Origin of the sequence: Planifilum fimeticola (genome assembly GCF_003001905.1) — a bacterium.
Lineage (GTDB): Bacteria > Bacillota > Bacilli > Thermoactinomycetales > DSM-44946 > Planifilum > Planifilum fimeticola.
Window position 1 is genome coordinate 43180 of the sequence record NZ_PVNE01000024.1, and the last position, 17420, is coordinate 60599.

General features: G+C 49.6%; 20 protein-coding genes and 2 pseudogenes. 18 read left to right on the plus strand and 4 right to left on the minus strand.

The annotated features are described in order from the left end of the window. Window positions 1-5 precede the first annotated feature (5 nt). The 16 genes and pseudogenes from CLV97_RS13565 to CLV97_RS18635 all read left to right on the plus strand — a co-directional run. Window positions 6-293 (plus strand): head-tail connector protein, encoded by a 288-nt coding sequence (locus CLV97_RS13565; RefSeq protein ID WP_106346065.1) that lies wholly within the window; start codon window positions 6-8, stop codon window positions 291-293. A gap of 16 nt (window positions 294-309) precedes the next feature. Further along, window positions 310-513, plus strand: a complete 204-nt coding sequence (locus tag CLV97_RS13570) for a hypothetical protein (protein WP_106346066.1) — start codon at window positions 310-312, stop codon at window positions 511-513. Further along, entirely contained in the window at window positions 500-832 is a 333-nt protein-coding gene (locus CLV97_RS13575) for a phage head closure protein (RefSeq protein ID WP_106346067.1), read from the plus strand. Before CLV97_RS13570 ends, CLV97_RS13575 begins: the two co-directional genes overlap by 14 nt. A 1-nt stretch (window position 833) precedes the next feature. Then, complete coding sequence (locus CLV97_RS13580; RefSeq protein WP_245891585.1) at window positions 834-1211, plus strand: HK97-gp10 family putative phage morphogenesis protein; 378 nt, start codon at window positions 834-836, stop codon at window positions 1209-1211. Further along, window positions 1208-1573: a tail completion protein gp17 gene (gene gp17, locus CLV97_RS13585; RefSeq protein ID WP_106346069.1), complete on the plus strand. Its 366-nt coding sequence runs from the start codon at window positions 1208-1210 to the stop codon at window positions 1571-1573. Before CLV97_RS13580 ends, gp17 begins: the two co-directional genes overlap by 4 nt. A gap of 14 nt (window positions 1574-1587) precedes the next feature. Further along, window positions 1588-2172 carry a major tail protein gene (locus tag CLV97_RS13590; protein WP_106346070.1) on the plus strand — a complete coding sequence of 195 codons (585 nt, stop codon included), beginning with the start codon at window positions 1588-1590 and terminating at the stop codon, window positions 2170-2172. A gap of 53 nt (window positions 2173-2225) precedes the next feature. Next, window positions 2226-2603 carry a phage tail assembly chaperone G gene (gene gpG, locus CLV97_RS13595; protein ID WP_146130497.1) on the plus strand — a complete coding sequence of 126 codons (378 nt, stop codon included), beginning with the start codon at window positions 2226-2228 and terminating at the stop codon, window positions 2601-2603. 169 nt (window positions 2604-2772) lie between these two features. Then, a complete protein-coding gene (locus CLV97_RS13600; RefSeq protein ID WP_106346072.1) occupies window positions 2773-7119 on the plus strand; it encodes a phage tail tape measure protein in 4347 nt (1448 codons plus the stop codon). Between the two features lie 63 nt (window positions 7120-7182). After that, a complete protein-coding gene (locus tag CLV97_RS13605) occupies window positions 7183-10161 on the plus strand; it encodes a phage tail family protein (RefSeq protein WP_170070538.1) in 2979 nt (992 codons plus the stop codon). Between the two features lie 3 nt (window positions 10162-10164). Then, entirely contained in the window at window positions 10165-11490 is a 1326-nt protein-coding gene (locus CLV97_RS13610; RefSeq protein WP_106346074.1) for a Gp37-like protein, read from the plus strand. A gap of 5 nt (window positions 11491-11495) precedes the next feature. Then, on the plus strand, window positions 11496-11846 hold the full coding sequence (locus CLV97_RS13615) for a hypothetical protein (RefSeq protein WP_146130498.1): 351 nt from the start codon (window positions 11496-11498) through the stop codon (window positions 11844-11846). Between the two features lie 35 nt (window positions 11847-11881). Next, window positions 11882-12118 (plus strand): hypothetical protein, encoded by a 237-nt coding sequence (locus CLV97_RS13620; RefSeq protein WP_106346076.1) that lies wholly within the window; start codon window positions 11882-11884, stop codon window positions 12116-12118. A gap of 16 nt (window positions 12119-12134) precedes the next feature. Beyond that, on the plus strand, window positions 12135-12449 hold the full coding sequence (locus tag CLV97_RS13625) for a hypothetical protein (RefSeq protein ID WP_106346077.1): 315 nt from the start codon (window positions 12135-12137) through the stop codon (window positions 12447-12449). A 15-nt stretch (window positions 12450-12464) separates the two neighbouring features. Continuing rightward, window positions 12465-12713, plus strand: a complete 249-nt coding sequence (locus CLV97_RS13630) for a hypothetical protein (protein WP_106346078.1) — start codon at window positions 12465-12467, stop codon at window positions 12711-12713. Further along, window positions 12710-13405: pseudogene (locus CLV97_RS13635) on the plus strand (peptidoglycan recognition protein family protein); the annotation flags it as partial. The gene CLV97_RS13630 and the pseudogene CLV97_RS13635, both read left to right, overlap by 4 nt. Before the next feature lie 108 nt (window positions 13406-13513). After that, window positions 13514-13618, plus strand: a pseudogene (locus CLV97_RS18635) (peptidoglycan-binding domain-containing protein); the annotation flags it as partial. A 109-nt stretch (window positions 13619-13727) separates the two neighbouring features. Here the strand turns inward: CLV97_RS18635 and CLV97_RS13640 are convergent. Then, entirely contained in the window at window positions 13728-14375 is a 648-nt protein-coding gene (locus CLV97_RS13640; protein ID WP_146130499.1) for a hypothetical protein, read from the minus strand. Beyond that, entirely contained in the window at window positions 14306-15079 is a 774-nt protein-coding gene (locus CLV97_RS13645; protein ID WP_106346081.1) for a replication-relaxation family protein, read from the minus strand. Before CLV97_RS13645 ends, CLV97_RS13640 begins: the two co-directional genes overlap by 70 nt. 352 nt (window positions 15080-15431) lie before the next feature. Between CLV97_RS13645 and CLV97_RS13650 the strand changes: the two genes are divergently transcribed. Together CLV97_RS13650 and CLV97_RS13655 are read left to right on the plus strand one after the other, a co-directional pair. Beyond that, a complete protein-coding gene (locus CLV97_RS13650; protein ID WP_106346082.1) occupies window positions 15432-16250 on the plus strand; it encodes a ParM/StbA family protein in 819 nt (272 codons plus the stop codon). Then, window positions 16250-16549 carry a hypothetical protein gene (locus CLV97_RS13655; protein WP_106346083.1) on the plus strand — a complete coding sequence of 100 codons (300 nt, stop codon included), beginning with the start codon at window positions 16250-16252 and terminating at the stop codon, window positions 16547-16549. The genes CLV97_RS13650 and CLV97_RS13655 overlap by 1 nt, the downstream gene beginning before the upstream one ends. A 60-nt stretch (window positions 16550-16609) precedes the next feature. Here the strand turns inward: CLV97_RS13655 and CLV97_RS13660 are convergent, their stop codons facing one another. Both CLV97_RS13660 and CLV97_RS18405 read right to left on the minus strand, forming a co-directional pair. Continuing rightward, window positions 16610-17167: a hypothetical protein gene (locus CLV97_RS13660; protein ID WP_106346084.1), complete on the minus strand. Its 558-nt coding sequence runs from the start codon at window positions 17165-17167 to the stop codon at window positions 16610-16612. Further along, a partial coding sequence (locus tag CLV97_RS18405) for a hypothetical protein (protein WP_211295759.1) occupies window positions 17160-17420 on the minus strand: 261 nt, incomplete at its 5' end. The genes CLV97_RS18405 and CLV97_RS13660, both read right to left, overlap by 8 nt.

Sequence of the window (17420 nt, forward strand, 5' to 3'; positions counted from 1 at the left end):
GAACCATGCTGGAGTTGTCGCTGGATGAGCTGAAAAAATACCTTCGTATTGATGGGAGTGAGGATGATGACATCCTCACTCTCCTCGTCGAAGGCGCTAAGGAGTACCTGGCCAACGCGGGGGTCCCCGAGTCGAACAGTAACCTGTACAAGCTGGCTGTGATGCTCTACTGCGCTCTCCACTACGAGAACCGGGATCCGGCGGTACGGATAGATCGGTTCAATTTCGCGCTGGAGAGTATCATTCTTCAGTTGAAGGACTACAGCGCACCAGACGGAACGACCTCCGGATGAAGTGAGGTGATTAACTTTGAAGAAGTACCGTGTTACATCGGAGTTCATCGACAAAAACACCCGGGTGTACTATCCAACGGGGAGCACATACGAAACTGACGACGCCGAACGGGTGGAAGAACTCCGGAAAAAGGGATTCATCGGGGGAGAAATCAATCAACAGACCGCCGAAAAGCCCAAAGGGAAGACAAAGAAGGGTAAAGGCGATGCGGATCAGTGATCTTCGCCACCGGATTACTTTTCAACGGAAAACCACTATTCGGGATCCAGAAGGAAACGTCCTGGAAACTTGGGTAGATGTCGTGACTGTCTGGGCGGCGGTTGAGCCGATGTCCATCCGGTGGAAGGAGTTTTTGCAAGCGGCGGCCATCAATGCGGAACGGTACACCCTGTTTCGTATCCGGTATCGAATCGGCATCACCCCGGACATGCGGATCTCCTATGGTGGTCAGCAATATAATATTGTGCATGTAGTAGACATTGCCGGTCGGCATCAGGAGCTTCATATCATCGCAAAGGATGTGGTGGCCGGTGGCTGATATGAAAATTTCCGGCTTTGATGAGATGACGCGAAGGCTCCATCAGCTGGGGAATCGGGCTTCGCGGGTAGAAAACAACGCTCTGAGGGCAGGAGCGGAAGAGCTCCAGGAAACGATGAGCCGGAATGCTCCCGGGCCTTCAGACAAACAGCGGAGGGTTCACCTTAAGGACAACATTCAGATGGGCCGCGTTAAACAGAAAGAAGGTGCCAAAGTAATTGAAGTGGGGCCAGGGAGAGAATCTTTTTACGCTCAATTTCTGGAGTTCGGGACTTCCAAAATGTCTCCAAAGCCCTTTGTGGAGCCCAGTGTTGTGGAGTCCCGAAATCGCGTACTGAGAGCGATGGCTGAGAAGTTGAGGCAGGGGATAGGGTTGTGATCAACCTCAAACCTACTGTCATTCAAGCATTGGACAACAATTCGGAGTTGATCTCTCTGCTTGGGGGGCCTCGGATCTACTTCATGGTTGCACCGAATGCCGAAGAGTTCCCCCGGATCACCTATTTTGAGTTGAACAACATCGACGAGGACTATCATGACGATACGCCGGTGTCCAGCCGGGTTTCCTTTCAAATTTCCATCTGGGCTAAAAACCCGGGTCAACTATCGCCGATTGCCCGGGAAGTAGATGAGACTATGAAGGAGCTCGGCTTTTACCGTACATCTGCCATTGATTTATTTGAAGACGACACTCAAGTCTTTCACAAAGCACTGAGATACAGCGGAAAATTTCTGATCTAAGGAGGAGTTAAACCATGCCTGGACCGAGTGCTTCTGCTTTTGTGGGTTTGAAGGACCTGTATTTTGCCTTGTTGACCAAGGATGACGCTACTGGTGTCACTTATGACACACCTCAAAAACTGGCTCCGGCTGTGACGGCGCGGGTTACGCCGCAAGTGGAATCGGTGACGGATTATGCCGATGACGGCCCGACCGAAACCGCCAGTTCGCTCGGCGGGATCGAGGTGGAATTGGAGGTTTCGCAAATTCCGCTGGATAAACAAGCGGTGCTGTTGGGGCATACGTACCAGAACGGGTTGCTTGTTAGAAGTGCGGGTGATGTGGCGCCTTACGTTGCCCTTGGTTTTCGGAGCCAAAAGGCGGATGGCTCCTACTTGTATGTCTGGCTGTATAAGGGTAAGTTCCAACCAGTGGAGATTAATCTGGCTACTAAAGGGGAAAACGTCGAGTTCCAACACCCGACCATCCAAGGAACCTTTGTTAAACGGGATTTCGACGATCTCTGGATGATTTCAGGCGACTCTTCAGATGAAAGTTTTACTCTGGGTAGCACCTGGTTTGACGCTGTTGTTGAACCGGGAGGCGGCAGCGGTACTTGATAATAGGGCCGATTCTTCGGCCCTATTTCTTTTTTAAAATGGGGGGTTTTAACATGCTGAAAATCACGCTTCGGCTAAATGGGGAGACGAAAACCTACACGCAGGACTTTATTTCTGGGTACCTTTTTCGAAAAGCGCTCTTGATATCCGATAAGAGAGAGAAGTTCCTGAAAAAGGTCATGGATTCCGAGACAGGTGCGACTCTAGAAGAACAAGAGGAGCTGTTGGATGAGCTCTACCACTTTATCACGGAAGTGTTTGGCAACCAGTTTACCGTTGAGGAATATGAACGGGGGACAGATGCACGGCGGGTAGTGGATCAATCTTGGGAGATTGTTTACCGGATTATTAGCCAGGTTACGGGACCGCTTCAGGAGTTGAATGTGGGAAACCCTACCCAAAAAAAGAAACCTCACCGGAAAAAGTCCTGAATGAGCTGTATCTGAATCTCCTCCAATCTGGTTGGAAATTGCACGAAATTGACCAGATGGATATCGCCTTTTACATGCGATTGGTCGTTTATGAGCAGCGAAAGAAACATCAATCGAAAATGGCATACATCGATCAGCTGGGGATTTTTTAGGGAAGGGGTGAACAAGTATGGCCGAGGAAATCTTAGGGCGAATAAAAGGGGAAGTGGTACTGGATTCTCAAGGATTTAACCAGGCTGTTTCCCGAATCAACCAGCAACTGCGCCTGCTCAAAAGTGAATTTGATGCAAGCGCGGCCAAGGTGAAGGCGTTCGGAAAATCCGAAGATCAGCTTAGACTCCAGTCTCAGCTGTTGGGTCGGCAGATTGATCTCCAAAAACAAAAAGTGTCCCTTTTGGCCCAAGCCCACCAACAGACGGTGGAGAAGCTGGGCGCGGAATCGAAACAAGCCCAAAGGCTTGAGACCCAATTGAACAAAGCCCGGGCTGCACTCATTAATATGCAAGCAGCGCACCAGCGATTGAACGGTCAATTGGGGTCTTCTTCTCAGCTTCATCAACGCCTCACCCATTCCCTGGACCAGCTGGATCAAAAAATGCGCCTGGCTCATTCAGAGTACCAGGCAGCAGAAGCTAAAGCACGGGCGTTTGGAAATGCCAATGATCTCGCTCGGGTGAAAATCGGCAACCTGCAGCAACAAATCGAGCTTCAGAGGAAAAAAGTCAGTCTTCTATCACTGGCCTATAAGGATGCTGCTCGAAATTTGGGGCAGAATGCGCAAGCAACCCAAGAAGCTGCCATCCGGCTCAATGAAGCCCGCGCAACGCTCGCCAATTTGGAGGGTTCCCTCCGTCAATTGACCGGGCAGTTAAACCGGCAGGGGCCACTGTGGACCCGTTTTAGACAGAATTTATTTCATGTGCGGGAACAGGCCATTGATACTGGAATTGCTTTAGGGGTGATGTCCGCTGCATTTTCAGTGGCTTTCGGATCGGCGGTATACAAAGCAGCAGATTTTGAGGCCCAACTGTCGAGTGTCAAAGCTGTCACTGGTGCTTCAGCGCAGGAAATGGAACGGTTCAAGCAATTAGCTTTGGAACTGGGAGCCGAAACCAAATACTCTGCAGCAGAAGCTGCACAAGGAATTGAGGAGCTAGCAAAAGCAGGGGTGAGCACAGCCAAGATCTTGGATGGTGGGTTGGCCGGAGCGCTCAACCTTGCTGCTGCAGGGGAAATCGACCTGGCTGAAGCGGCGCAGATCGCTTCCACAGTGTTGAACGCTTTTCGGAAGGACAATCTTTCGGTGGCTCAAGCAGCGGACATTTTGGCCGGAGCCGCCAATGCATCGGCAACGGATATCAAAGAGTTGAATTATGGTCTATCTCAAGTATCAGCAGTGGCATCAAGCGCGGGTCTTTCCTTCCGTGATACAGCTGCTGCTCTCGCTGTTTTTGCCCAGAACGGGCTCAAGGGATCCGACGCCGGAACTTCGCTGAAGACGATGCTGCTCAACCTAACGCCGTCCTCCAAATCGGCGGCGAAGGAGATGAAGCGGCTCGGAATCATCACCGCTGACGGGAGAAACCAATTTTTCGATGCTCATGGCCGAGTGAAATCTTTTGCGGAGATAGCCGAAATTCTCCGGCGACAGCTCCGGAACTTGTCGGATGAACAGCGAAATCAAGCTTTGAAAACGATGTTTGGCACCGATGCGGTACGGGCTGCAACAATCGCCTTCAAGGAAGGAGCATCGGGCGTAAAGCGAATGATCCGGGAAATGTCGAAGACCACAGCAATGGAAGTGGCACAAACCCGGATGGATAACCTAAAAGGAACTGTCGAAGAGCTCAAAGGGGCTTTTGAAACATTCCAGATTCAAATGGGATCCGCCTTCCTCCCGATTTTGCGGAAAGCAGCTGAAGGTTTGAAGGGAGTAGTTGAATGGTTCAGTGATTTAAACCCGACTACCAAAGAGGCCATTGGAATTTTTGCCTCCGTAACAGCTGGAATGTTGGGGCTTGGTGCGGCTGTCGCTGGCATCATTGCGATTAGCAACCCATTTACGGCTGCAGTTGTTGGTGGAGCAGTCGCTTTGGGGACCTTCAGTGCGGGGGCTTATAAGGCATCCAAAGACATGGAGCAAATGGAGAAGGATGCGATCCGCTTTGGTCGTGGTGTTTCAGAGGGGACGAAGCAGGCAGCCCGTGGGTTCTTGGATCTCCGAGACCAAGCCCTTGTCAATTTGGCAAAACTCCGGACAGCGACTGGTGCAGAGGCCCAAAAAATCGTGGATGAAACCGTGGCCATTTTCTCTCAAATGGGAGATAAGATTACGGCGGAATTGAATCAAGACAAGATCAATATTCAAAAGGCAGCCGCATCTTTGCTGGAACAAGTCCCCAAAGCGTTAGAACCCGCCGTTGAAGGAGTAACAGACACGGCGATTAAGGCTATTGATTCTCAAATTAAGCGGATCCAAGAAGCCAATAAGATTATCCGGGAGGGCCTGGTAGAGTTTGGCGGCGATGTATCAAAGATGCCCAAGGAGTTTGCCGAAGCATATAACCAGGCTTTGAAGGATGTGGATCAAGGGGCACAGACATTTGTTAAACGCGTTGGCGATTTGAATAATTTCATGGAAACGATCCAGGCCAATCAAGGAAAGATTACCGCCGAAGGGGCTCAGAAATGGGTTAAAGAAATTGAAGGAGCATATCAAAAAGCGATTAAAGCTGCCGAAAAATGGGCTAAAAACCAAAGGAAAACTTGGGAAGAAGCATTCGCCAACGGTCAGATCACCAAAGAACAGTATGACATGATCCTCAAAATCGTGGAGGCTGGAGAACAAGATCTCATTGCTACAGCCAAGTCAAAACGCGCAGAAGCACTTAAAACGCTACAGGATAGTCTGTCTGAAGAAGCTTATCTCTATGATGTTCATACTGGTAAGATCATCAAGAGCCAAAGTCAACTCATTGGTGATATAGAATCTTTAAACAAACAACGCGGGAAGAAAATTTGGGATGCATTTTTTGAAGAGGGAATCGAGAGCAGCGAAAAGACCCAAAACGAATTGAAGTCAAGGATGGAAAAGCTGATCAAAGAATATGGAGATATTGGGGCGCAATCCGTCGAAGGGTTTGCTGCGACAATCCGAAAAGGCGGGAAAAAAGCCCGCATCGCTGCTGAATTTCTGGCCGTCGAAACCCGAGATGGATTTAAGATCGACCTTGGACCGGAAGGGTTAATTTCCATCAACTCCTTTATTAAGGGGTTACAATCCGGCCAATATACCGCCCGGGATGTTGCCATTGCCCACATGAACCAACTTCGGAATGTCTACGGAGCAGGCCGATTCACTCCGGAAGGAATCAAGGCGATCGAATCCTTTGTAGAGGGGCTTCGATCGAAGGACCCGGCAGAAATTGCTGACAAAATCGGTTTAGATCTCAAATCAAAGATGAAAATCGATCTGGGGCGATACGGGCAAATGACTGCTCAATCCTTTGCAGAGGGACTTTCTAATGGGACGTTGGGTTTTGATGCTGTGTATGCCTATTTTCGTACCCAGATCAAAAACGGGATGAAAGTGGATCTTTCTGCTGAAGGAAAACAAAACATCCAAACTCTCCGATTCGGAATGCAGACCGGGGCCATTGATGTAGTTGAGGCGGCAGCTGATTTGGGATTAGACATTAAAAGCAAGGCTAAGGTGGATCTGGGGGCCGAAGGGCAATTCACCGTTAAAACACTGTTACAAGGTTTATCATCCGGCAAAATCAGTGTTGAGCAGTTTGCTAAAGGTGTCCAGTTTTTATTGAAAAATGGGGCAAAGACGAATCTGACTCCCGAAGGGAAAGCCGCTGGAACCTCTATGGCAAAAGGACTGAATGCCAGCAAACCGAATGTTATAAAAGCTGCTGGCGAACTTAAGGGAACAACGACGAAAACGCTGGCGAGTGCTACAGACGGTGGCGGTGGAAGGAAGGTAGGAAGTGAGTTCCAAAGAGGAATCGCCAGCAAGAAAGCAGGTGCTGCGAAAGCTGCTTCGTCTGTGGCCAGCGGAGCGAAAAGTAATCTGAAAGTCAGCGGGGTGCATGGACTGGGGGCGAGTGTTTCCACTGGATTTGCGGCAGGGATCCTGAGCGGGAAGTACGGCGTCATTGATGCGGCCAAGCAGATCGCACGGGCCGCCATGAACGCCATTAAGAGAGCTCTGGATAGTAGATCACCATCCCGCGAGATGATGAAGATAGGGGTTTTTGCAGCCCAAGGATATGAAGAGGGCATGAGAAAACGTCTGCCTCACGTCCAACGGGTTGCGGAAATGCTTTCCCAAACAACTCTCAATCAACTTCAAACAAGAACTTCGACGCAGACTTCACAAATGACGGCTAACACTAGCCGACCCGTTATCAATAGAATCTACAACATTACTGTTAACGGAGCCGCTAATCCGGTAGGAACGCAGAGAGAAGTAATTCGAGCGATACAAAATCTTGAAAGGTTGGCTTAGATGGAAAGGGGCCTAAGGCCCCTTTTCCTGCAGGTTTTCTATTGCATGACGGGAGGTGAGACTATGACAACTACCACCAAAAAGTTAGGGTTTGAAAATTTGCTTGCCTATTCTTCGATGTCGAGAGACACCGACGGTGACGGTTTGGCGGACGGTTTCATAAGAGCGACGGATGCAACCGCCGTTGCCGAATGGTTCTTTGATGAGGGGGAAAAGGCACAGGTTATAAACGTACTTTCAAGCAACGCCTCCCAATTCAGCAGCCCGGGAGTTGAAAGTAGCGAATATATCCCGGTTGTCCCGAACCAATCTTATACCGCTTCGTGCGAAGTAAAGGGGGAGGGACAGATAGATACTAATAATGGCCCGCGTATTTTGATTCGGTGGTACGACCAAAACAAGCAGTATATCTCTGGTTCAGGAACATCACCGTCGGCATACAACACGACGGGATGGAAGCGGGTTTCGATTACCTTGACTGCTCCAAGCAATGCTTATTTCGCCAGAGTGAAACCTGATTTTCGGGCAACTCCTGGCATGACCGGAGGCACTGGATGGTATCGAAATGTACAACTTCAAGAGGGAAACACAGTTACTGATTATGAGGAGACCGACTTTTTTTCCGTCGTAAATGTAGCACCAACATACTCTAAAGGATGGTTCAAAGATACCACCTATAAAGAAACAGGGGTTTATGGATATACTTCAGAAACAGTGGCTGCGGGTTCTGCTACGTGGTCCGGCGCACAAATCAAATATACCGTTCCGGTTAACGCCAAAAACATCACCATTAAACTGTGGGTGGATGCGTCTCGAGCCCACCCAACAGATCAGCTAAGAGTTTACGTCAACGGAAACGTAGTAATAACCGTCAACGGCGGGACCGCAGCGGCAGTTTACACTGCATCTGATGCAACTTCCTCCGTCATTCGTCGAGGATATCAAACGATCACTCTCCAGCATTATCGCACCACTTCGACCAACGGCCAGAGCATTACCGTTGATGATTTTGAAGTAACTTGGGAAGAGGAGACAAATCCCGCTACTATTGAACTGCCGACGGCAGGGGTTGTCAAATATTTGGATTTTGAAACCTCCGAAATGGACCCTTTCTTCACTGTGATCGATAAAGCAGCCGGGTTCTCATATGGATTCAAAGTAACGGAGCGAAAAAGTAAATCCGGCTACTACTCTTACGGTGTTGAGGACGTGGACGCAGACGGATCTGGCATTGATGAAGCGGGTCGGGCTCCAACCATTCCCGACAGTGCGAGTGCTGCGGCAGCCATCAGGTTTAAAGTACCTATCACCGCCATCAATCCAAAGCTGAAATTCAGTGCTCTTCACGATGCCACTCCCAATGGAGATGTGGGAGAGTTTACCCTTAATGGCGAGACGATCTGGCAAGGAATAGCGGGACCGAGTCAGGGATGGGAGACAGTAGAATTAGATCTAACTCCTGGTGTAGAATATGAACTCCTGTTAAAATACACCAAAGATGACAGCGGGGGGTACTCCTACACTGATTCTGTATACCTGGATGATCTAATTGTTTATTACGACATCCCGAGCAAATCACTGCTGTACGTGGCCACCGCTCCAACGACCGAGATCAAAACGACCACCAATAACTTTAGAGTGACGGAAACCTTCGAGAGTTCCACCATCAACAAATTCTTCACAGTAAACAACCCATCCAAGCTCAAAAGCGGTGGTGGCAAATCCGAGTACCCCGAGGCGGGCTGGGTACGCACGACCAAAATCGCCTACCAGGGAAGCTACAGCTTCCGGGCGCAGCGTGAGAAGACCAAGAATGAAGAGGACGCGGCGGTCGATTTCATCATCAAGGTACCGAACGGTGTGAAGAACGCTAAGGTCGAGTGGTGGAATTTCGTTGAGTTGGAGCGCGGCAAGTCCAAAGACAAGTCCACAGGGTATCTTCGCCTGTACGAGGAATACCGAATTTGGGTGAACTATTCAATCTGGAAGGAGTTCGACTGGTGCGATATCGATTTGACTACATCAAAAAAAGTCAGCTCCAAATGGGCTTGTCCGTGGGGTAGGTGGTGGAAGGAAACGCTGAATTTAACACCAGGCCAAACTTACACCCTCACTTTTGAACTCCAGCGGGATGCAGGAGATTCTAGTCCTATACACGGACGGGATTTGTGTACGATTGACAACCTGACGGTGAGCTGGACGGAAACACCGGGGGATGTAGTTACCATTCCGCCCCAACCGTTGATTATCTTTGATAACCGGGATGGATATAAATATTTGGGTGATAGAAGCGGGGCTGAGATGGCTCCGCTTTCTTTTGCAGAATATCGGGTTTTTGGTGCTCCAGGTTCGGTTCATCAATTTACTACTAAAGATCCCAGACCAATCGATTTTCTTATCCAAATTAACGGAGCAAATCGAAACGAGATCCGACAAAAGGTTAGAGAGTTGACTGCCAAGCTTGCAGACAAACCGCTGGTTCTTGTCGAGGTGCAACCGGAAGGTGAAGCCAGGTATATCAATTGTCGTTTGGCTGACATCATCGGAAAAGAAGGCAAGGGGGAGCAAGGTCCTAGTTGGAAAAAAGTTGTCCTTTCCTTCCGGGCGTTCGATCCTTTCTGGTATGGCGAGAGGATCGTGGTGGATGGAGCTGGTCCAGAAAATGCCGGGTATTTTCCTACTGAGGTCATGGTAAAAAATCCTGGAGACGCCGAAGCATGGCCGATTTTCAAATTGTATGGGCCGATAACGAACCCGCAGGTCCAACTGGTAGACCCGAACAACGACCTGAACATCTATGCCGAGTTCAAGCTAACCGGATTCACGATCCCGGCTGGCCGCTACGTCGTGGTGGACACTAGGCCCGGAAGGAAAACCATCATTTTCGACGACGGCCAAAACCTCTATCAGTTTTTGGACCCATCGATAAACCAACTGTTCTCCATTCCTCCCGGCGAATATGTAGTCGATCTGGATGGAGGCAGCACCGACGCCAACACCAAAATCGTGGTGGAGTTTCAACCGCCGTATTGGGGGGTGTAGAAAGTGGCCGTAGCCGTAGCGATGCCGGACCGGGCCGCTGATTATCGAATTCGCGTCCGGAATAAAGACCTCCAATTCATCGGCGAGGTTCCACATTGGAAAAGCCTGCAAATCAATCTGTACTTTAATGAGGTAAGCAAGTGGAAAATGGAACTCGATCTAAACAGCGAAGGAGCCAAACACTTTCTTAAAATCGCCGCCGATCCCCAAAATGGTGGGAAAGGCGGCGTTTACATTGAAAGGAATGGCTACTTTTTGCTGAGCGGCCCTATGACGGAGATCACCGAGATAGTCTCCGACGATGAGGGGGAGAAGCTGATCGTCTCTGGATCATGCGATCTCCAATGGATCGCTGACCATCTGGCCCTGCCTCACCCGAAATATATGACAAGCCCTTACATGACAACGGACGGGACAGCGAATGGCGGACACACAGACTATTTTCCGAACCTGTCCGACACCACAACGACCGCCAAAGCTTCCACCCATATCCACACTTTTGTATGGGATAACATCGGAGAAGGGCAAGAACAATCATCCCGCCGGCTGTCATTCCTGACTACCCGCGATAACTTGGTCGGGTATACGATTCCCAATAAGGAGCGGAGCGCTGGCAGGGGAGAAAACCTGTTTGAGCTATGTAAGGGAATAGCCGATTACTCCGATTACAAGGGCTATCCCATTAGGATGGCGGCTTATCAATACCAAAGCGGAACCAACCCGGACGGTAGTCCGGCATACAAAATTCGGTTTGAATGCCTCACATCCCAAGCCAAGCCGAATGCGATCATGTCGCCTGATTTGGGGACGATTACAGCATATACCTACACCAGGCAGCGCCCTGAGGCCAACCAAATTCTCATGGGCGGATCCGGCCAGGGGAAAAGCCGACGGTTTGCTTATTCCGGAGATACAGCAAGCAAAAATCTTCACGGTGTGATCGAATCCTTCGAGGAATATACTGGCCACATCAACGATTCCCAGAACTCTCGATGGAATGAGGAAAAAGAGACCCTGAATCGAGAAATTGGGGCGATACTTGCGGAAAAAGCAGAGAAAACCATTTTCTCTTTTCAGTTCCAGGAAACGCCGACGGTTCAGTATGGACGGGACTTCCAAATTGGCGACATAGTACCAGTCAGGTTAAAGCACCAGTCCACCACGGATGTGGTCCGAGCCGTTTCCTTCGATGTTTCTGATAATCAGGAGCGAATCGAAGTGGTGGTGGGCAAGCAGTCAGCCATCAGCAAGGGACTTCGTCTGTTTGACGATGTGAAGAACCTGAAATACCGGTATAACGGATTGACAAAAAGAACAAACGGGGAGTGAGTTTCATGGAGTATATCGTTTTTTCCATGGTTCCTTATAGCGAAGGGGAAGACTACATCACTGAATATCGGTTGGGCAGGGGAGATTTGGAACGGGATTTGAACGAAAAGGGATTAAATGGATATAAATTTGTAGCTTGTTCACATTACCACGGTCGTATCTATAAAGTTGTGATGGGAAAACAACCTGGAGATAACAATATCTATGAGTATAAAATCTACTATCCTCCTTATGACAATCAAGCCGCAACAGATGAAATGAACCAATTTTCCAGTCAAGGCTTCCGAGTGGTTTATCATCTTAATGACACTACTTATTTTTATTTGTTCTTAGAAAAAACGACCCAAATGACTTAAGCAAACGGCTATTGAGTCAATAGGAGGAGAGAGTAATGAGCGTGAGCATGAAAAAATTCGAGTTTACAGACAAGACCTTTGTTCTTCTTGATGAGGGATTGGAAAATGATATTTTGCACGAGACCTGTTTGGTAGAAGGAGACGAAACCAACGGATACAAGGTTCTGAGGAAGACTTATCAAGACACAGGGATTACAGCCGCCACCAAGGAGGAGGCATGCCGTAAAGCGTACAATCTCCTCGTTGAGGAATGGGCGAACCAACAATCCTGATAAGGAGGTGATTCGCTTGCCTGATGGCAGTGTGACCATCTCTCCAAAGGAGATGTATGAGCTTTTGCGAAAGGTGGACGCGAATCTTCAGGAGATCAAAGCGGATATGCGATACCTCAAGGATCAGGTTGCAGTAGCAGACAAAGCAGATGAAAGAAGTAGAGAGGCTTTGGAATTGGCGAGGGCAGCAAATCAAAAAACAGAACAAGTTGACGAGAAGGTGGCACAAGTCAACGAAAAGGTGAAAAGACTTGAGGACAGACAATGGGGAGTGTGGGTGAGCATCGCCCTTCTGGGGCTGGGTGCTCTTTTTAATTTGCTCAAAAATTGATCGGAGGCTGATAACATGGTCGGTTTTGATGATGCGGCGCTTGTAGGGTTGATCATGGCTTTGGTGGAAGCTGCGAAAAGAACAGGATTTCCAGCAAGATACTCTCCGATTTTAGCCCTTGCCCTTGGAATAGCGGCGGGGGTTTTTATTTTGTCCCCCGGGGATGTGATCCAAGGGATTTGGTCCGGAATCGCCATGGGGCTGTCGGCTGTCGGATTGTATAGCGGGGTGAAAAACGTGAAAGATGTGGGGGTGAGCAAATGAATATCATCAAGGATTTCATCCCGAAAGGTAATCACAACCGACCGGGGACTAAAATTCGTCCCCGGTTTATTACTGTCCATGATACCGCAAACCGGACGAAGGGCGCGGATGCGAAGTCTCATGCCCGATATTTGAAAAACGGGGCTGGTGGTGAGTCTAAATCCTGGCACTTCACGGTGGATGATAAAGTGATTATCCAGCACTTACCCACAAACGAAATGGGTTGGCATGCCGGGAGCGGAACCGGGAATCGGGAAAGCATCGGAATTGAGATTTGCGAGAATGAAGACGGGAACCGGACCAAAGCGGAAACCAACGCCATCGAATTGATTCGCTATCTGATGAATGAGTTGGACATCCCCGTCAGCCATGTGGTTCCACATCGACACTGGACCGGGAAGAACTGCCCCCGCAACATTTTGCCGCGATGGGATGCATTTGTGGCCCGGATCAAGGATGGCAAAGGGGCCACATCCCCCGCACCTTCCAAACCGAAGACCAAACCAGCGGGTGATGGATACCCGGGCTACATGATCCGTCGGGGATCAACCGGGGAAGTAGTCAAGAAAATTCAACGGCAATTGAAGGGGCTGGTGGTGGATGGCATTTTTGGCCCGCGCACTGAAGCCCGCGTCAAGGAGTTCCAGCAGGAAATGGGTATCGGGGTGGATGGAATTGTAGGCCCTGTAACCTGGAAGTATCTTTTTCCGACGTATCCTGGTTATCTTTTGCGACGTGGAAGCCGGGGTGTCTGGGTGAAACGTGTGCAGTGGGAGTTGGGTGGCTTGGCCATCGACGGCATTTTCGGGCCGAGAACGGAAGCCGCTGTCCGGTCATTCCAGAAAAAAGTAGGAATTGCCGTTGATGGCATTGTAGGACCCGTGACGTGGAAAAAATTGTTTTAACATGTTGCAAATATAGAACAAACCAACTAGGATAAAAGTAGGCAGCAGCGATTTCCTTTTCAATCGCTTAAAGTAAAACCGGGCGGGATTTACTCCTGCCCGGTTTTTTTTATTCTCCTTTATTCATTTTCTTCGCCAATTGTTCCAATCCTCTTACAACCTTGACCTCCAGGGTATCGTCGTCGCGGTATACCCGCCCCCGAGGAGGTTCATCTTCTTCAATCTTGCCTGAGAACATCTGGGGGAGAATCTCCCGCAATCCTCTCGCCTTTCGTTGGTAGACGATTACCGCCAGACAATACAACGACGAGATACCCATTGCACCGGCGGCCAGCCATACCGCTCCAATGGGGAAGGTATTTCCCGGGTCCGACAGATACCCTGTCCAGATGAGGATCTTGGCCAAGAATACCATCAGCACATAGAATTTGAAGTACTTTAGGGCCTCGAACCCTTCCACCAAAGCGAGGACCGGGATGGCCAAGAGACGTCCGATTGCTTGGGGTTTGCCTCCATCAAGATACCCTACGACCTTTCCTTGGTCTACGATTTTCCCGCCGTCCCTGAGCGGGAACAACTCTCCGGTCCAGGTTGCCTTTCCAAAGTGCCACAAGACGCCCACGATAAACTTGACCAGCCCCGAAACGATCTCCCATAACGCTATAGGGTAGGCCCATAAACGGTGGCCTATTCCCTCAAGGACCCGGACAAGAAGTCCGTCTCCTGTCCCTCCTTCAGGAAGAACACTCTGTCCCACGTCGCCTGATGCGCCTCGAACGCCCGCCGAAACGCCCACTCGGCGGTATTCACTCTCTGATCCGAAACCGTCACGAATAGAAGAGGAATCTCCGAAAGGTCGAGCATCAGGGACAGGTCCAGATACTTCGCGAACTTTTCGCTCAGTCTCATCGGCGTTTCCGTCCCGGTGTCGTACTCCACCATCCACCACTGATTCCCCACCAACATCATGGCGTCGGGCCTCAGCGGGGTCTTTGGGACGGAAACCTTTCCACTCTCGTCCCGAGTCAGCAACTGGTGGTACAGCCAACTTGCCGACTCCCTTCCGGAAAGCCAAGATTTCACCTCCAACCCAGATTGTATTGACCTGCACAGTATTTCGTTCAACCCCACGAAGTGCCACACATGAGAGGCCGGAGGATGCCCATTGCCGTTTCCTTCGCCTCTCAATCCTTTGGCGTAAGCGTGTCCTTCCTTGCCTAGTGCGAATACGAACGGCTTACCCCTCCGTGGCTGCCAAGATCTGATCCAGTTATCCGCCTCCTTTTTCCCCACCGCATCCCGAACCCGACGGATCGCTCCGGATACTTGGTTCTCCGTCCATCCGGAAACGGTTTTTAGCTGATCTTTGGTGCAGATTCCGAGGTCGTAGAGCGCTAAGATAAGACGGTCCTTCATGGAAAGATGCGGTGTGACTTGTTCATTGACGACGTCAAAAATCAATCAAATCTACCTCCTAAGTAAGACAATAATAGATCATGCCAAAAATTTCAACACCTAATTTTCATGCGTTTTTTGACGCAGAATTGCCCCTTATCCTGATGCTTATCACATCAGGATAAGACTCAGGATAAGGAGGCAACCCCCACCTACCTCTTGTTCACCTCCCCCTGTCATCAGGATAAACCAAGCCTACCGCCGGGAAAAAGTGGATAGTTCACGTTCTCTTATTGGCCATTCTTTAGACATTCTATATCACTTCTAATCATTGACTTATATGCTCCTCCGCATTAAAATGGATATGGATATACATTCTATATCACTTCTCAAGAATGTATAAAGGAGGAGCTATGAGATGAAGATTGTGGCTGTCGATTGCGGACGGAGCCGTGTGAAAGTGGCTGCGGAGGGTCAAAAACCGTTCATGTTCCCGTCGGTGTTGGGACAGTATCACAAGCGAGGGTATAGGGAGGACCTTCCTGGCGACATTGAGATGTTCTACAACGGATCCGGCTACTTCATTGGCCAACTTGCGGAACGGGAGGCATACAACCCGTACCGGAACTTTGATCAGACCAAGGTGACGAAGGAAACCCTCCTGCTAACCCTGGCCGCTCTCTGGCAAACTGGAATCCAAGACGATATCTTCCTTGTCATGCCGATCCCGATCAAAAATTATGAGGACGAGGAAGAGCGCCGCGGATTGAAGGATTTGCTCAAGGGGGAGCACGAAGTAACTATAAACGGGGACAGCCGGACGATCCACATTTCCCGGGTCCTGATCGTGATGGAAGGTGCAGTTTCCTTCTTCACCAACTATCGTCCGGGGACGGTCCGGATCCTGGACCTTGGAAGCCGTATGTGGAACGCTGCCACCTTCAAGGACGGTGTATACATCAACCGGGAATCTGGATCGTTTGATCTTGGTTGTGATATGCTCGGGAAAGATACGAAGGTAACAGAGGAACAAATCCAAACCGCTGCGGACACCATCAATGGCGAAGTGCGCCGGCTCCGTTGGGAAGACGATGATTCGGTCCTGTTGATCGGAGGTGGAAATGAGGCATTCGCTCCCTACATCCAAAACTACTTCCCGAACGCGGAGGTGGTAAAAGACGGGGTGTATGCCAACGTCCTCGGGTGTCTGGCAGCGGGCAAAGCGAGGAGGTCCTAATGGTTGAGAAGGGGAAAGAACGGGCGACGGTTTCAGTCAACTTTAACCTGACCGATCCCGCGATCAAAGAACTGTGGGACTGGATGGAGGAGAGGACGACCAACAAACAGGGGTTTATTCTGAGGGTCTTGTTCCTTTACAAAGAGATGCAGAGTCAAAAGGTGGAGGTCATCAACAACATCAACATTGGAACGGTGCCGGTGGCCTCCACTCCAGAATCGGAGCCGGAGAAGGACGACGACGAGGAGATCCGGAACATCGTGGCCAACAGTGGCCTTCCAATGGATGATGACGACTAAACCCCCGGGCCGATCCCGGGGGTTTTCCTCTGCAAACAAAAACCGGCGCGGAGCCGGTTACTATTTGAAATCCTCCAGCCTCTTTTCAAGTTTATCAATCTCCGATAAGACATCACCGGCTTTCGCATCATAAATCGATGAAAAAGCCTGTTCCACAGTTAATCCCTCGTCTATGCCTTGCTTCATTCCTTCGATGATTACTCGATATTTCTGGAAGGCTGCTGCAATATCTGTCTGGTATATAGCAAGCTTTTTTTCCTCTTCGGTAAGTGGTTCAAGTCCCTCAATCGGGCTGACAAGAGAAATCGGAAGATCCATCATCATTAATGCACTTGCTATGCCCTCTTTCGCTTTTTCTTCGTCTCCATTCTCAGCCTGTTTCCGGATTTTGTTCATGGCACTAACAACGATTTTGTGAGATTCAAATGCATTCTCAATGTTTGAGACCGTTTCCGGATCCGCACCTGTTTCTTTGGTGGTTGGCTCCTCTTTCTTTTGAGCCTGTTCCGGTGGCGTATCATCCACCACAGCAAATAAGACCGCGGTACATGCACCAAGTAACAGAATAAGCCCAAAGGCAGCACCGCAACCAATATGAGTCCATTTTCTTTTACTCAACTTCGTATCCTCCTGTTGTATATACTACTCCCATATTCGTATTGCTGGACGTTTTTTCCTGCATATGAAAGGGGCGGGTGAAAACCCGCCCCGAGATTGATGACAAACCCCCTGGCTCTTTTCGCAAGAAAAGCGCCAGGGGTTGCATGTTTATGGGAAATAAACAGATAAAGGAAATTAGATTTGGTAAATTAGGCGGATCACAAAGCCTTTTCCTCTCTTCGAGAGGAGCAAGGCCATTTTTTTGATGTTT

Bases quoted from the DNA above. Each gene is read 5' to 3' on its own strand.
- CLV97_RS13650 (WP_106346082.1), top strand. From the start codon at position 15,432: ATGAAGATTGTGGCTGTCGATTGCGGACGGAGCCGTGTGAAAGTGGCT.
- CLV97_RS13615 (WP_146130498.1), top strand. From the start codon at position 11,496: ATGGAGTATATCGTTTTTTCCATGGTTCCTTATAGCGAAGGGGAAGAC.
- CLV97_RS13600 (WP_106346072.1), top strand. From the start codon at position 2,773: ATGGCCGAGGAAATCTTAGGGCGAATAAAAGGGGAAGTGGTACTGGAT.
- CLV97_RS13630 (WP_106346078.1), top strand. From the start codon at position 12,465: ATGGTCGGTTTTGATGATGCGGCGCTTGTAGGGTTGATCATGGCTTTG.
- CLV97_RS13620 (WP_106346076.1), top strand. From the start codon at position 11,882: ATGAGCGTGAGCATGAAAAAATTCGAGTTTACAGACAAGACCTTTGTT.
- CLV97_RS13575 (WP_106346067.1), top strand. From the start codon at position 500: ATGCGGATCAGTGATCTTCGCCACCGGATTACTTTTCAACGGAAAACC.
- CLV97_RS13655 (WP_106346083.1), top strand. From the start codon at position 16,250: ATGGTTGAGAAGGGGAAAGAACGGGCGACGGTTTCAGTCAACTTTAAC.
- CLV97_RS13590 (WP_106346070.1), top strand. From the start codon at position 1,588: ATGCCTGGACCGAGTGCTTCTGCTTTTGTGGGTTTGAAGGACCTGTAT.
- CLV97_RS13565 (WP_106346065.1), top strand. From the start codon at position 6: ATGCTGGAGTTGTCGCTGGATGAGCTGAAAAAATACCTTCGTATTGAT.
- CLV97_RS13580 (WP_245891585.1), top strand. From the start codon at position 834: ATGAAAATTTCCGGCTTTGATGAGATGACGCGAAGGCTCCATCAGCTG.
- CLV97_RS13605 (WP_170070538.1), top strand. From the start codon at position 7,183: ATGACAACTACCACCAAAAAGTTAGGGTTTGAAAATTTGCTTGCCTAT.
- gpG (WP_146130497.1), top strand. From the start codon at position 2,226: ATGCTGAAAATCACGCTTCGGCTAAATGGGGAGACGAAAACCTACACG.